This is a genomic window from Dickeya chrysanthemi NCPPB 402 (assembly GCF_000406105.1).
Taxonomy (GTDB): domain Bacteria; phylum Pseudomonadota; class Gammaproteobacteria; order Enterobacterales; family Enterobacteriaceae; genus Dickeya; species Dickeya chrysanthemi.
Genome location: NZ_CM001974.1, coordinates 3,929,147 through 3,944,623 on the forward strand (window position 1 = coordinate 3,929,147; position 15,477 = coordinate 3,944,623).

Genomic DNA, 15,477 nt, shown 5'->3' on the forward strand with positions numbered 1-15,477 from the left:
CTTAGCCTCACTTCAAAATGGCGGCCAGTCTACATAACTTGTCGAGAAAATACTCAATCATTTTCATTGAAAAGTGTGAACCGGCTCAAATTGGATTAAAAAGCGAACAAAAAAGCCTCGCCCGTTAAGGCGATGAAGAAATCATCATGATCTCTGGCTGAAAGGTGTTCGTCAGCTATTGCTGGTCCGATCCTGATAGGTCGTCTTGCTCTTGGCCTAACTGCGCCAATTCCAACAATGCATAGCGGTGCTCAACAAAATTGTGAACATTGTTAGCAACCGTCAGCTTGAACAACGCCTCGGCGGTGTTCTTGTCCCCCAGACTTAGGTAGTGCTTACCTAAATAGAAGTCAGTTTCACTGAGATGCTCGGCGAGCGAAGTGTTATCCTTAGCTTCTTCCTGGATGCGCTGCATCAACGCTTTTTCGTTGATGTTGCCCAAGTAGAATTCGACAATCGTCCATCCCCACACACCTTTCTTTGCCCCCTCGTAGCGTTCTTTCAACGCCAGTTTGGCCTTCTCGGGATTGATTTCTCTCTCCACCAGATAAAGCCACAGGGAACGGAAAGGATCATTAGGATCGTCGCGATAAAACGCTAGCAGATCATCCTGCGCCAACAGGTAGCGACCGCCGTAGTACAAAGCGATGCCCCGATTCAAACGCGCATAATTGTAAGTTGGATCAAGCTCTAATACAGAATCAAACGCTTCATAGGCAGCATCAAAATTGCCTGCCTGCGTCAAGTAAATGCCGAGATAGTTAAAAACTTCCGGCATATCGGGGCGGATAGAAAGCGCTTGTGAAAAATCATTTCGCGCCAACGCCCGTAACCCGAGGCTATCATACAGCACTCCGCGCTCATATAACAGCTGTGCTCGTTCATCGGGAGTAATTGCCCGGCTCGCCAGGATTTGCTCCATGCGCGCCAGAATGACTTCCTGCTGCAGCGTAGGCTGCAACGGAACCGCCAGCAATGCATCTTTGCGCCAATCCGTGTTGCTGCATCCTGCCAGCATAATTGCTGTCGCAACATAACACCAGCGCAAGAAAGGCTTCATTTCCCACTCCCGAAGACAAACATTGGATGAACATCCTGTCCCCGACTGCTCAGCATAAGGATATCCGTTCCTTATAATACACGCAGCTCCTTCACACTGTAAGGAGCTGCCAATTGATTATCCGTTATTATTCTGCCTCGGAAACCGGAGCAGCTTCCTGAGGTTGAGCGGTTGCTTCTTTTATGCTCAAACGGACACGACCCTGACGATCCACTTCCAGCACCTTAACCGGCACTTCCTGGCCCATCTGCAGGTAGTCGGTCACTTTCTCGACACGCTTGTCGGCGATCTGAGAAATATGAACCAGACCTTCTTTGCCGCCGCCGATGGCAACAAAAGCGCCAAAGTCAACGATACGGGTCACTTTACCCTGATAGATACGACCCACTTCGATTTCAGCCGTGATCTCTTCGATACGGCGAATCGCGTGTTTGGCTTTTTCACCATCGGTCGAGGCAATCTTCACAGTACCGTCGTCTTCGATCTCAATAGTCGTACCGGTTTCTTCGGTCAGCGCACGGATAACAGAACCGCCTTTACCGATCACATCTTTGATCTTGTCGGTGCTGATCTTGATGGTGTGAATACGCGGTGCGAATTCGGAGATATCGCCACGCGGCGTGCTGATAGCCTGTTCCATCACGCCCAGAATGTGCAAACGCGCACCCTTGGCCTGGTTCAGCGCCACCTGCATGATTTCGCGGGTGATACCTTCGATTTTGATGTCCATCTGCAACGCGGTCACGCCTTCACGGCTACCGGCTACTTTGAAGTCCATATCGCCCAGGTGGTCTTCGTCACCCAGAATATCCGACAGCACAACGTAGTTGTCGCCTTCCTTCACCAGACCCATCGCGATACCGGCAACGGCGGCTTTGATCGGCACGCCGGCATCCATCAGCGCCAGAGAAGCACCACATACGGACGCCATGGAAGAAGAACCGTTGGATTCGGTAATTTCAGACACAACACGTACGGTGTACGGGAAGGCTTCCGGTTTCGGCATAACAGCCAGCACGCCACGTTTAGCCAGACGACCGTGACCGATTTCGCGGCGTTTCGGCGACCCAACCATACCGGTTTCACCCACGGAGTACGGAGGGAAGTTGTAGTGCAGCAGGAAGCGATCGGTACGCTCGCCAGTCAACTCATCGATGGTCTGTGCATCACGCTCAGTGCCCAGCGTCGCAGTCACCAGCGCCTGAGTTTCACCACGGGTGAACAGTGCGGAACCGTGAGTACGCGGCAGCACGCCGGTACGAACGTCCAGACCACGGATCATGTCTTTTTCACGGCCGTCGATACGCGGTTCGCCACGCAGCACACGGCTACGTACCACGTTCTTCTCGATGCTGCCGAGAATATCGCGCAGTTCGTTCTCGTCCAGCGTTTCATCTTCTGCCAACAGAGCCGCAACCACATCGGATTTGATGGTATCAACCTGTGCGTAGCGTTCTTGTTTTTCAGTGATGCGATAGGCATCGCCCAAACGAGCTTCAGACAGCGCCTGCACACGGTTGTGCAGTTCGACGTTCACTTCCGGTGCCTGCCAGTTCCACTTCGGTTTGCCGGCTTCTGCCGTCAGCGACTTGATGTTTTCGATAACAATCTGTTGCTGATCATGACCGAATACCACCGCACCCAGCATCTGATCTTCACTCAGCAGATCCGCTTCGGATTCCACCATCAGCACAGCGCCTTCGGTACCTGCTACTACCAGGTCCAGGCGGCTGGTTTTCAGCTCTTCAGTCGTCGGGTTCAGCACGTACTGATCGTTGATGTAACCAACGCGAGCAGCACCAATCGGGCCATTGAACGGGATACCCGACAGACTCAGCGCCGCAGAAGCACCGATCATGGCAACGATATCCGGGTTAACCTGCGGGTTCACGGAAACCACAGTGGCAATAACCTGGACTTCGTTAACGAAACCCTCTGGGAACAGCGGACGAATCGGACGGTCGATCAAACGGGAGATCAGCGTTTCGCCTTCGCTCGGACGGCCTTCACGGCGGAAGAAACCACCGGGAATACGGCCAGCCGCGTAGGTACGCTCTTGATAATTAACAGTCAGCGGGAAGAAATCCTGGCCCGGTTTAGCGTGTTTGGCACCCACAACGGTTACGAATACCGCGGTGTCATCCATGCTAACCATCACAGCGGCAGTAGCCTGACGGGCCATCATACCGGTTTCCAGTGTCACGGTATGTTGGCCGTACTGGAATTTACGAACGATCGGATTTAGCAAAATACAGTCCTTTACCAGAGGCGCACACCATATCCCTGATATGGCGCACCAGTTAAATACCCGAATCCGCTCATTACATCCTCGCGACTAATGACAGCCTTTATTCTGGCGCAACAGTAACAAATAAAGTCTCTCATTAGCCGCGCGAATCGCTGTAAGTACGGATCCTATTCACAACGGCAATACATTACTCTGTTTTGCCGGCACTTCCTAGAAGAAAGGGGCCCAAAGAGGCCCCTTTCTCCCGAAACTCGTCGAATTAGCGACGCAGACCCAGACGTTCAATCAGGGTGGTGTAGCGTGCCAGATCTTTACGCTTCAGGTAGTCCAGCAGCTTACGACGCTGAGAAACCATACGCAGCAGACCGCGGCGGCTGTGGTGATCTTTTTTGTGCTCAGCAAAGTGACCCTGCAGATGGTTAATCTGAGCAGTCAGCAGAGCAACCTGAACTTCGGTAGAACCGCTGTCATTCGTACCACGACCGAATTCCGCAACAATTTTCGCTTTTGCTTCAACGCTTAGAGACATAATTTACTCCAAAATATTATAGATAGAACGGGCGCCGATCTCTAATTCAGCCGCCCAAGATTTAAGCCGCGCTATTTTACTCTCAGCGCTATATAAGCGCAAGGCGCTCAGGCATTCGCCGGCACAGGGTTTTCCACGACCAGACGACGCGGCGCCACCCGTCCTTCGTCATCGATTTCACCCATGCCGATAAAGCAGTGTTCATCTCCCTCGGTGATGCGTACCATGCCATCAGCCGGTGCTGCGGCAGCACGCACAGCCTGACCCAGCTTGAGGTAACCCGCCACTACCGGCGATAGGTTGACTTCAGGAAATGCCTGCACGGCGGTATCCATTGGCAACAGCAGCACATCCAGCAATTCGCCGATCGGTTGTTCCTGAGCTTCCGCCTGCTCACGCAACACCTGCAACTGTTCCAGGGTTACCATCCGCTCAATCGGATACGTCGCTACCTGCAACCGGCGCAGGTAGACCACATGGGCGCCGCACCCCAGCTTCTCACCCAAATCATCAATGATGGTACGGATGTAAGTTCCTTTGGAGCAATGGATTTCCAGTTCCAGTTCATCGGCTTCCCAGCGGATAAACTGCAGTTCATAAACGGTGATATTACGCGCTTCCCGTGGCACCACCTGCCCCTGACGAGCATATTCGTACAATGGGCGCCCCTGGTATTTCAGAGCGGAATACATTGACGGCACCTGCTGGGTATCGCCGCGGAAACTATCCAGAGCCTGCATCAGCAGATCATGGGTAAAAGCAACAGGGCGTTCCTGAATCACATTACCGTCTGCATCCGACGTATCGGTTCGTTGCCCCAGACGGGCTATCACCCGGTAACGTTTATCCGCATCCAACAGGTATTGGGAAAACTTGGTCGCTTCACCCAAACATACCGGCAGCATACCGGTTGCCAGCGGATCCAGCGCACCGGTGTGCCCGGCTTTATTGGCATTAAAGAGGCGCTTTACCTTCTGCAGTACATCGTTAGAAGATGCACCTTGTGGTTTATCCAGCAGCAGAACGCCGTGGATATCCCGACCACGACGGCGAGGACGCGACATTACCCCTCCTGCTCATCATCTGCGTCAGGAGCACGACGCTCGGCGTCGCGTTTAACCACGCTGGTTACCAGATTAGACATCCGCATCCCTTCCACCAGGGAATTGTCATAGGAGAAGGTCAGTTCCGGCACCACACGCAGGCGCATCGCTTTGCCCAACAGCATACGGATAAAACCGGACGCATCCTGTAATGCCTTCACGCCAGCTTTAACCTGCTCCGGCTCGTTGTCATTCAAGAAGGTCACAAATACTTTGGCATAAGCCAAATCGCGCGACACTTCTACGCCGGATACCGTTGCCATACCTACACGCGGATCTTTCACTTCACGCTGAATGATAATGGCGATTTCTTTTTGCATTTCCTGAGCCACACGCTGCGTGCGGCTGAATTCTTTTGCCATGATGAATCCTCAAAGAAAAATTGGGGGGCACTTGGCCCCCCAGCATGAAAACATCAGGTACGTTGTTGCACGTATCACTCGATGGTGCGCTTGATCTCAATGGTTTCAAACACTTCAATCATGTCACCGGTGCGAACATCGTTGTAGTTCTTCACGCCGATACCACATTCCATACCGTTGCGGACTTCGTTGACGTCGTCCTTGAAGCGACGCAGGGACTCCAGCTCGCCTTCAAAGATAACGACGTTGTCACGCAGCACGCGAATCGGGTTGTGACGTTTCACCACCCCTTCGGTCACCATACAGCCGGCAATCGCGCCAAACTTCGGTGACTTGAATACATCGCGCACTTCCGCCAGACCGATAATTTCCTGCTTGTATTCCGGTGCCAGCATACCGCTCATCGCCTGCTTCACTTCGTCGATCAAATCATAGATCACGGAGTAGTAACGCAGATCCAGGCTTTCCGCTTCAACGACACGGCGGGCAGAAGCATCGGCACGGACGTTAAAGCCAAGGATAATCGCGTTGGACGCGGCAGCCAGCGTGGCATCGGTCTCGGTGATCCCACCCACGCCGGAGCCCACGATCTTGACTTTGACTTCGTCGGTAGACAGTTTCTGCAACGAATCGGAAATCGCTTCCACAGAACCCTGAACGTCGGCTTTCATCACAATGTTCAGTTCGGATACTTCGCCTTCGTTCATGTTGGCGAACATATTTTCCAGCTTGGACTTCTGCTGACGCGCCAGTTTCACTTCGCGGAACTTACCCTGACGGTAAAGCGCAACTTCACGGGCTTTCTTCTCGTCGCGGACTACCGTCGCTTCGTCACCCGCGGCCGGTACGCCGGACAGACCCAGAATTTCCACCGGAATGGACGGACCCGCTTCGGTAATTTCACGACCCAGTTCGTCACGCATAGCGCGAACACGGCCATATTCGAAACCACACAGCACGATGTCGCCTTTGTTCAGCGTCCCTTCGCGCACCAGCACGGTAGCAACCGGGCCACGGCCCTTGTCCAGGAAGGATTCGATGACCACACCGCTGGCCATGCCGCTGTGAATGGCTTTCAGTTCCAGAACTTCGGCTTGCAGCAGGATAGCTTCCAGCAGTTCGTCGATGCCCGCGCCGCTTTTGGCGGATACATGTACAAACTGGGACTCGCCGCCCCACTCTTCAGGCATAATACCGTACTGAGACAGTTCGTTTTTAACGCGATCCGGATCAGCTTCCGGTTTATCGATTTTGTTGACGGCCACGACCACCGGCACTTTAGCCGCTTTAGCATGCTGAATAGCTTCAATCGTCTGCGGCATCACGCCGTCATCAGCGGCAACAACCAGTACCACGATATCGGTCGCCTGAGCACCACGAGCACGCATAGCGGTAAACGCAGCATGCCCCGGGGTATCCAGGAAGGTAATCATGCCGTTATCCGTTTCAACATGGTAGGCACCGATATGCTGGGTAATACCACCCGCTTCGCCTGCCGCCACTTTGGTTGAACGAATGTAGTCCAGCAACGAGGTCTTACCATGGTCAACGTGACCCATTATAGTGACTACCGGCGCACGTGACTCGGATTCGGAGGACAGACCGGTATCACGGTCGCTCATTACCGCTTCTTCCAGCTCGTTTTCACGGCGCAGGATCACTTTATGACCCATTTCTTCCGCGACCAGCTGAGCAGTTTCCTGATCGATAACCTGGTTGATGGTCGCCATCGCACCCAGTTTCATCATCGTTTTGATGACCTGAGAACCTTTGACCGCCATTTTGTTGGCCAGCTCGGCCACGGTAATGGTTTCGCCAATCACGACATCACGGTTGACCGCCTGCACCGGCTTATTAAAGCCCTGCTGCAGCGTGCTCGGCTTACGTTTGCCTTTACCGCCGCGAGTCACCGCACGGGCTTCTTCACGATCAGCTTTCGATTCAGACAGGCGATTGCCTTTCTTCTGTTTGGTTACTTTGCTGCCGCGACCGCGACCACGACCACCTTCGACCTGACGATCGTTCTCATCTTCCGCTTCACGCGCGTGATGAGAAGTGGTTACGTGATAATCGGCGTCCTCGGTTGTTTCAACGCCTTCTTTTTCCCAGCGTCCGGCATTTTCTTCTGCCATCCGGCGCGCTTCTTCAGCGATACGACGAGCTTCTTCCTCGACCTTACGACGAGCCGCTTCTTCCGCCTTACGCTTGAGTTCAGCCGCTTCCGCTTCGCGACGTGCTTTCTCAGCCTGAGCTGGTTTAGTCATACTATCGTTTTGTTGATTGCTCACTTTCTCTTTTTCCGCTACGTCACGCTTAGCTTTTTCGGCGGCCTCACGTTTGGCTTGCTCTTCAGCAACGGCGCGTTTTGCCTTCTCTTCTTCCTCACGTTTGGCTTTTTCTGCAGCCTCACGTTTGGCTTGTTCCTCAGCAGCGCGCTGTGCCTGTTCTTCCGCTTCACGCCGTGCCTGCTCTTCCTCCGTAGCTTGCTGCTCTTCGTGAGGATCGCGTTTTACATAGGTGCGCTTCTTGCGGACTTCGATCTGCACCGATTTGCTCTTACCACCGGTGCTGGGAATATTTAACGTGCTACGTGTCTTACGCTGCAACGTCAATTTCCCTGGTGCACCGCCGCGATCGCGGTTCAGGTGCGCCAGTAATGTTTCTTTTTCGTTCTGAGTCACAGAGTCCGACGCAGATTTGGTGATTCCCGCATCAGCAAACTGCTGTATCAGGCGGTCAACCGGCGTCTGGATCTCTGCGGCCAGTGATTTCAGGGTTACATCTGTCATGCTGTTCCTTTCCTGCTACAGTTCGTTATTCGTTACTGCCACCAAACCAACAGATATTACGCGCAGCCATAATCAGCTCACCGGCTTGTTCTTTATCAAGCCCTTCTATATCTGCCAGGTCATCGACGCCCTGCTCAGCAAGATCTTCCAGCGTGCAAACACCGCGAGCTGCTAGTTTAAACGCCAGTTCACGGGACAGACCAGATAAATTGAGCAAATCTTCTGCCGGCTGACCGTTGCCACGGTTCTCTTCATTCGCCAGAGCCAGTGTCGTCAGCGCTGCTTTTGCGCGCTCGCGCAACGCTTCGATGGTTTCTTCATCCAACCCATCGATCTCCTGCAACTCCTTGATGGGCACATAAGCCAACTCTTCTAATGAAGAGAAGCCTTCTTCAACCAGTGCGGTGGCGAATTCTTCGTCAATGTCCAGATGTTTGGTGAAAATATCGATGGCAGCATGGGCTTCAGCCTGATGCTTGGCCTGCAAGTCCTCAATAGTCATCACGTTTAGTTCCCAGCCGCTCAGTTGGGAAGCCAGACGCACGTTCTGACCATTACGGCCGATGGCCTGCGCCAGATTACCGGCCTCAACCGCGATATCCATGGTGTGTTTGTCTTCATCGACCACGATGGATGCCACATCAGCCGGAGCCATGGAATTAATCACGAACTGTGCCGGATTATCATCCCACAGGACGATATCGATACGCTCGCCGCCCAACTCGCTGGATACCGCCTGAACGCGCGCGCCGCGCATCCCTACGCATGCACCTACCGGGTCGATACGCTTATCGTTGGTTTTAACCGCGATTTTAGCGCGGGAACCCGGATCGCGGGCAGCTGCTTTGATCTCAATAACTTCTTCGCCGATTTCCGGCACTTCGATGCGGAACAGTTCAATCAGCATTTCAGGACGGGAGCGGCTCACAAACAGCTGTGCGCCGCGCGCTTCCGGGCGAACGGCGTACAGCACGCCGCGAATGCGGTCACCGGGGCGGAAATTCTCACGCGGCAGCATATCTTCACGGCCGATCACCGCTTCGGCATTGCTGCCCAAGTCCAGGGTAATGTTATCGCGGTTAACTTTCTTAACGACGCCGGTAACGATTTCACCTTCCTGCTCACGGAACTGATCAACCACCATGGCCCGCTCGGCTTCGCGCACTTTCTGCACGATAACCTGTTTGGCAGTTTGTGTGGTAATGCGGTCGAAAGTTACGGATTCGATTTGATCTTCGATGTAACCGCCCAGATCAATACCCGGCTCTTCGAATTGTGCCGCTTCCAGAGTGATTTCACGTGTCGGTTGGGTCACTTCGTTTACGATCTGCCAGCGGCGGAAGGTATCGAAATCACCGGTTTTGCGGTCAATACAAACACGAACATCGATTTCCTGCTCGTATTTTTTCTTGGTCGCTGTCGCCAGTGCAGTCTCCAGCGCTTCAAAAATCTTTTCGCGCGGCACGGCCTTTTCATTGGAAACCGCTTCAACAACAGCCAGAATCTCTTTATTCATCCTAGTTGCCTCATCCAAACTTTAAAAGTGGGGTACCAGGTTCGCCTTCTGGATATTGCTCAGCGCGAACACTTCATCTTTGCCATCCACTGTTACGGTGATCATCTCGCCTTCAACGGACTTGATAATACCTTGCCACTTACGGCGATTCTGCACCGCCATACGCAGCACCAGGCTCACTTCTTCACCCACAAAATGCGCGTAATGTGCAGCAGTAAAAAGCGGCCGGTCCAAACCCGGTGACGACACTTCCAGGTTATAGGCAACGGATATGGGATCCTCAACATCCAGTACCGCACTGACCTGGTGGCTAACATCAGCACAATCATCAACAGTGATACCATCTTCACTATCAATATAGATACGCAGTGTCGACTGGCGTCCCCGGATGAACTCAATGCCCACCAGCTCATAGCCAAGGGCTTCAACAGGTGCCGAAATCATCTCTGTTAACTTTTGTTCTAATGTGGACAAGCCCACCCCCAAGACATAAAAAAAGGGCTTAATAGCCCAGTAATTCTGCTGTCAAATAACAAAAAACCCCGATATATCGGGGCTTTATGCAACTGGACCCTATTTACCGCAAACAACTGCGGTATAACTACCATCAAGTATTCTTTCAGAATCCACCGTAAACAACACGTTTGATACGATACAGTTTATTTGAAAAAAAACTTTTCTGGGAAGTTAAGTGGTTGCGGGGGCCGGATTTGAACCGACGACCTTCGGGTTATGAGCCCGACGAGCTACCAAGCTGCTCCACCCCGCGTCCGAAAACGTGGCAAATACTACGCTGACAACCGCAAAAATGCAAGTTATCTATAGGATTGGTACCGAGGACGGGACTTGAACCCGTAAGCCCAATCGGGCACTACCACCTCAAGGTAGCGTGTCTACCAATTCCACCACCTCGGCATCACAATTTGTTTTTATCATCAACATTCTTGATGCTGATGAAACGTCTGCGATTATTTAGGAATATCGCTTGACGGTGCAGCTGGCGCTTTAGACTGCTCAGCCTTTTCAGGCGCAGCAGGCTGACTCAGGTTGTCCCAGCCACTGCCTTTTTTGCTGTGGTCAGAACTCATATTTCCTAGAATCAGGCTGAGTACGAAAAACAGCGTGGCAAACAGCGCCGTCATTCGGGTCATGAAATTGCCGGATCCGCTAGAACCAAACAGCGTAGCGGAAGCACCGGCTCCGAACGACGCTCCCATATCTGCACCTTTACCTTGCTGCAGCATGATAAGACCAACGAGGCCAATCGCTACCAGCAGGAAAATTACCAGAAGAGCTTCGTACATAGTCGTACCCGTTATTTATCCCCACCATTCGGTAAGGCATCGCTAATTCTTGCGGTTTACCCGCGACTATCCGCAATAGGATGAACAACATCCCCTATAAAGCGGGTCTGAATACTAACTAAAGCCTCGAATGTACGCAAGGGTAATTTGACGCTCATTAACCGATTGAGGAAAAAAACAGCGTATTGGCAAAACAGGCCGGAAGATACTGATTACGCAGTGGTTCACACGCTTGCTACTGCGGTGGCAAGAGTCGGCCCCCTTACCACCGTTTCGGTCTGTCACGTTGCCGCTTAACCTGCTGCTTTTACTGCATCGGCGATGTGGTTCGCCATCTGTGTAACGGTAGCCTCATCTTCCCCTTCCACCATCACGCGGATTAACGGCTCAGTACCCGATTTACGCAGCAGTACCCGGCCTCGGCCAGCCAGTTGTGCTTCAACATCCTGAGTCGCCTGTTTAACTGCGTCACTTTCCAGTGGGTCACCCTCACCGGAAAAGTGAACATTCACCAGTATTTGCGGGAAGAGTTTCATACCGCTGCACAGATCATGCAGGCTCATGTGATTACGAACCATCGCGGTCAGCACCTGTAAACCTGCGATAATACCGTCACCAGTCGTGGTTTTATCCAGCAGAATCACGTGGCCTGAGTTCTCCGCCCCCAGACGCCATCCCTTTGACTGCATCAGTTCAAGAACATAGCGGTCTCCCACTTTAGCGCGGGCAAACGGCACGCCGAGCTGTTTTAATGCGACTTCAAGCCCCATATTGCTCATCAGGGTACCAACAGCACCGCCACGAAGTTGTCCTTGACGCAAGGCTTCCCGGGCAATGATATACAGGATTTGGTCACCATCCACCCGATTCCCTTGGTGATCAACCATAATCAGGCGGTCACCATCGCCATCAAACGCCAGACCCACGTCGGCTTTTTCAGACAGGACTCGCGCCTGCAGTTGGGTAACATCGGTAGCACCGCATTGCTCATTGATGTTCATGCCATCAGGCTCACACCCAATTGTGATCACCCTTGCGCCCAACTCTCTCAACACACTGGGCGCAATGTGATAAGTCGCACCATTGGCACAATCCACCACGATTTTAAGGCTATTAAGGCTCAGTTCACTGGGGAACGTGCCTTTACAAAATTCAATATAACGGCCGGCAGCATCGACGATACGACTTGCCCGGCCTAATTCGGCAGATTCCACACAAGTCAGCGGTTTTTCCATTTCCGCTTCGATCGCCTCTTCTACTTCGTCCGGCAGCTTGGTGCCGTCAATCGAAAAAAACTTGATGCCGTTATCGTAGTAAGGGTTGTGTGAAGCCGAAATAACGATCCCGGCCTCGGCGCGGAAAGTACGTGTCAAATACGCCACAGCCGGGGTTGGCATTGGGCCGGTAAATGATGCAGACAACCCCGCAGCGGCCAAGCCGGCTTCAAGCGCAGATTCCAACATATAGCCGGAGATACGCGTATCTTTACCGATGATAATCTTTCTGGAACCGTGGCGAGCCAAAACCTTACCGGCCGCCCAACCCAATTTCAGTACAAAATCAGGTGTAATCGGCAGATCGCCGACCTTGCCCCGAATACCGTCAGTGCCAAAATATTTGCGGCTACTCATAATTGTTGTTATTCCTTTGCTGATAGAGTTGCTTCGACTACACGTATCGCATCCACCGTCGCCTTCACATCATGGACGCGGATAATATGGGCCCCCTTCATGGCGGCAATGACCGCACACGCCACGCTACCGTAAACCCGCTCAAGCGGCGGAACACCCAGCAATTGCCCCAGCATGGTTTTTCTGGACATACCAACCAGCAGCGGTAGACCACAGCGATGTAATGTCTCCAGATGCCCCAGCAGTCGATAATTGTGCTGTAAATTCTTGCCGAACCCGAATCCAGGATCCAGCAATAACTGTTCGCGCGGTATACCTGCAACCACACAACGGGCAATATGATGCTCAAAAAATGCCATGACCTCACCCACAACATCGTCATAATGCGGCGTCTGTTGCATGGTTTTTGGCAATCCCTGCATATGCATCAAACACACCGGCAAACCTGTTGCCGCCGCCGCCTCTAAAGCTCCCGGTTCTCTAAGCGCTCGAATGTCATTGATCAGATGTGCGCCAGCTTGCGCACTAGCGGTAATCACTTCAGGTTTGGAAGTGTCGACTGAAATCCAGACTTCAAAACGTTGCGCCAATGCTTCGACCACCGGTACAACACGGTCCAACTCCTCTTCGATACTGACTTCATCAGCCCCAGGCCGGGTCGACTCGCCACCAACATCGATAAAAGTTGCACCAGCGGAGATCATCTGTTCAGCATGGATCAACGCTGCGTTCAGGGTATTGTGCTTTCCCCCATCGGAAAAGGAGTCAGGGGTGACATTCAGGATCCCCATAACCTGGGGACAAGAGAGATCCAACGTCAATCCGCGAGCGTTCAATTTCATGTTTTGTCTCTCAACTCTATCTTGTTGTTCTCGCTTCTGGAGTAAAAAACCCCGGCAAGCCGGGGTTGGAAGGGGTTATGCAGCCCATTGAGACCGTCACAACAAGCGTTTCGTTACTTGTCGTTCAAAGGCCCAGGCACGGTATTACCCGGCGTCGGCGCATGCGGTTCATCTACCGCCGTCGGCGCTTTAGGCGCACCGCCATTATCAGACGAAGACGAATTATTGCCTGGAGTCGCTTCTTCCCAACCTGCCGGTGGGCGAACGTCTTTACGTGACATCAAATCGTCAATTTGCGGCGCATCGATCGTTTCGTACTTCATCAGTGCGTCTTTCATTGAATGCAGAATGTCCATATTCGCCATCAGCAATTCACGAGCACGTTGATAGTTACGTTCGATCAGTGCTTTCACTTCCTGATCGATGATACGCGCGGTTTCATCCGACATATGTTTGGCTTTAGCGACAGAGCGACCGAGGAATACTTCACCTTCTTCTTCCGCATACAGCAATGGCCCCAGTTTTTCCGAGAAGCCCCACTGCGTCACCATGTTACGCGCAATCGACGTCGCCACTTTAATATCATTGGACGCGCCGGTAGAAACATGTTCCGGCCCGTAGATGATCTCTTCGGCCAGACGACCACCGTACAGCGTAGAAATCTGGCTTTCCAATTTCTGACGGCTGGCGCTAATCGCATCCCCTTCAGGCAGGAAGAACGTCACACCCAAAGCACGGCCGCGCGGGATGATCGTCACCTTGTGCACCGGATCGTGTTCTGGCACCAGGCGGCCGATGATGGCATGACCGGCCTCGTGATAAGCCGTAGACTCTTTTTGCGCTTCGGTCATGACCATGGAGCGACGCTCCGCCCCCATCATGATTTTGTCCTTGGCTTTTTCGAATTCCACCATCGAGACGACGCGACGGTTGCCACGAGCGGCAAACAGAGCCGCTTCGTTCACCAGGTTAGCCAAATCGGCACCAGAGAAGCCCGGCGTACCGCGCGCGATAACGGAAGCATCAATATCCGGCGACAGCGGTACGCGGCGCATATGAACTTTCAGAATCTGTTCACGACCACGCACATCCGGCAGACCGACCACCACCTGACGGTCAAAACGTCCTGGACGCAACAACGCCGGGTCCAGCACGTCGGGACGGTTGGTCGCAGCAATTACGATGATGCCTTCATTGCCCTCAAAACCATCCATTTCAACCAGCATCTGGTTCAACGTTTGTTCGCGCTCATCATGACCACCGCCCAAGCCAGCGCCACGCTGCCGACCCACGGCATCGATCTCATCGATAAAGATGATACAGGGCGCCGCTTTCTTCGCCTGCTCAAACATGTCTCGTACGCGAGATGCACCGACACCGACAAACATTTCCACAAAGTCGGAACCGGAAATGGTGAAAAACGGTACCTTGGCTTCACCTGCGATAGCCTTCGCCAGTAACGTTTTACCGGTCCCCGGCGGGCCAACCATCAGTACACCTTTCGGAATTTTACCGCCCAGCTTTTGAAAACGGCTTGGCTCACGCAGGTACTCAACCAGCTCGGCAACTTCTTCTTTGGCTTCATCACAGCCCGCCACATCGGCGAACGTGGTTTTGATCTGATCTTCGGTCAGCATCCGCGCTTTGCTTTTGCCGAAAGACATCGCGCCTTTGCCGCCCCCGCCCTGCATCTGGCGCATGAAGAAAATCCAGACGCCAATCAGCAATAGCATTGGGAACCAGGAAATGAAGATTGAAGCCAACAGGCTCGGCTCTTCCGGTGGTTCACCAACTACTTTTACATTTTTGGTCAGAAGGTTATCCAGCAGTTTAGGATCGTTGACAGGGATATACGTGGTATAACGGCTGCTGTCTTTTTTGACAACATTGATCTCGCGCCCGTTGATGCGCGCCTCACGGACCTGATCCTGATTCACTTCAGTCAAAAAGGTTGAATAATCCACCCTACGGCCATTCGACTCGCTGGGCCCAAAGCTCTGGAATACGGACATCAACACGACTGCGATGACCAACCAGAGAATCAGGTTTTTCGCCATGTCACTCAAGGGATTAACCTCATATTACAACTGTGT

General features: G+C 52.9%; 13 protein-coding genes and 2 tRNA genes. All 15 read right to left on the reverse strand.

All coding sequences use genetic code 11. The features are described from left to right. Nucleotides 1–7: 7 nt before the first annotated feature. The 15 genes from yrbN to ftsH all read right to left on the reverse strand — a co-directional run bounded on the left by yrbN (nt 8) and on the right by ftsH (nt 15,450). A complete protein-coding gene (yrbN, locus tag DCH402_RS23435) occupies nt 8–67 on the reverse strand; it encodes a protein YrbN (RefSeq protein WP_107760761.1) in 60 nt (19 codons plus the stop codon). A gap of 108 nt (nt 68–175) precedes the next feature. Then, entirely contained in the window at nt 176–1,060 is an 885-nt protein-coding gene (nlpI, locus tag DCH402_RS17310) for a lipoprotein NlpI (protein ID WP_012771118.1), read from the reverse strand. 127 nt (nt 1,061–1,187) lie between these two features. Continuing rightward, nucleotides 1,188–3,308 (reverse strand): polyribonucleotide nucleotidyltransferase, encoded by a 2,121-nt coding sequence (gene pnp, locus DCH402_RS17315; RefSeq protein WP_040002459.1) that lies wholly within the window; start codon nt 3,306–3,308, stop codon nt 1,188–1,190. Between the two features lie 259 nt (nt 3,309–3,567). Continuing rightward, nucleotides 3,568–3,837: a 30S ribosomal protein S15 gene (gene rpsO, locus DCH402_RS17320; protein ID WP_012771120.1), complete on the reverse strand. Its 270-nt coding sequence runs from the start codon at nt 3,835–3,837 to the stop codon at nt 3,568–3,570. Between the two features lie 107 nt (nt 3,838–3,944). After that, a complete protein-coding gene (truB, locus tag DCH402_RS17325; protein WP_040002460.1) occupies nt 3,945–4,901 on the reverse strand; it encodes a tRNA pseudouridine(55) synthase TruB in 957 nt (318 codons plus the stop codon). Beyond that, nucleotides 4,901–5,302 (reverse strand): 30S ribosome-binding factor RbfA, encoded by a 402-nt coding sequence (gene rbfA, locus DCH402_RS17330; protein ID WP_012771122.1) that lies wholly within the window; start codon nt 5,300–5,302, stop codon nt 4,901–4,903. Before rbfA ends, truB begins: the two co-directional genes overlap by 1 nt. Nucleotides 5,303–5,376: 74 nt before the next feature. Continuing rightward, nucleotides 5,377–8,091, reverse strand: a complete 2,715-nt coding sequence (gene infB, locus DCH402_RS17335) for a translation initiation factor IF-2 (protein ID WP_040002461.1) — start codon at nt 8,089–8,091, stop codon at nt 5,377–5,379. 25 nt (nt 8,092–8,116) lie between these two features. Beyond that, nucleotides 8,117–9,607 (reverse strand): transcription termination factor NusA, encoded by a 1,491-nt coding sequence (gene nusA, locus DCH402_RS17340; protein WP_040002462.1) that lies wholly within the window; start codon nt 9,605–9,607, stop codon nt 8,117–8,119. Nucleotides 9,608–9,628: 21 nt separating this feature from the next. Continuing rightward, nucleotides 9,629–10,081, reverse strand: a complete 453-nt coding sequence (rimP, locus tag DCH402_RS17345; protein WP_040003706.1) for a ribosome maturation factor RimP — start codon at nt 10,079–10,081, stop codon at nt 9,629–9,631. A gap of 218 nt (nt 10,082–10,299) precedes the next feature. Beyond that, nucleotides 10,300–10,376: transfer RNA gene (locus tag DCH402_RS17350), tRNA-Met, on the reverse strand. Nucleotides 10,377–10,435: 59 nt separating this feature from the next. Next, a tRNA-Leu gene (locus DCH402_RS17355) sits at nt 10,436–10,522 on the reverse strand. Nucleotides 10,523–10,575: 53 nt separating this feature from the next. Then, on the reverse strand, nt 10,576–10,911 hold the full coding sequence (secG, locus tag DCH402_RS17360) for a preprotein translocase subunit SecG (RefSeq protein ID WP_040002464.1): 336 nt from the start codon (nt 10,909–10,911) through the stop codon (nt 10,576–10,578). 293 nt (nt 10,912–11,204) lie between these two features. Beyond that, complete coding sequence (gene glmM / locus DCH402_RS17365; RefSeq protein ID WP_040002465.1) at nt 11,205–12,542, reverse strand: phosphoglucosamine mutase; 1,338 nt, start codon at nt 12,540–12,542, stop codon at nt 11,205–11,207. Between the two features lie 8 nt (nt 12,543–12,550). After that, nucleotides 12,551–13,384: a dihydropteroate synthase gene (gene folP / locus DCH402_RS17370; RefSeq protein ID WP_040002466.1), complete on the reverse strand. Its 834-nt coding sequence runs from the start codon at nt 13,382–13,384 to the stop codon at nt 12,551–12,553. A gap of 113 nt (nt 13,385–13,497) precedes the next feature. Continuing rightward, nucleotides 13,498–15,450: an ATP-dependent zinc metalloprotease FtsH gene (ftsH, locus tag DCH402_RS17375; protein WP_040002467.1), complete on the reverse strand. Its 1,953-nt coding sequence runs from the start codon at nt 15,448–15,450 to the stop codon at nt 13,498–13,500. Between the last annotated feature and the right edge of the window lie 27 nt (nt 15,451–15,477).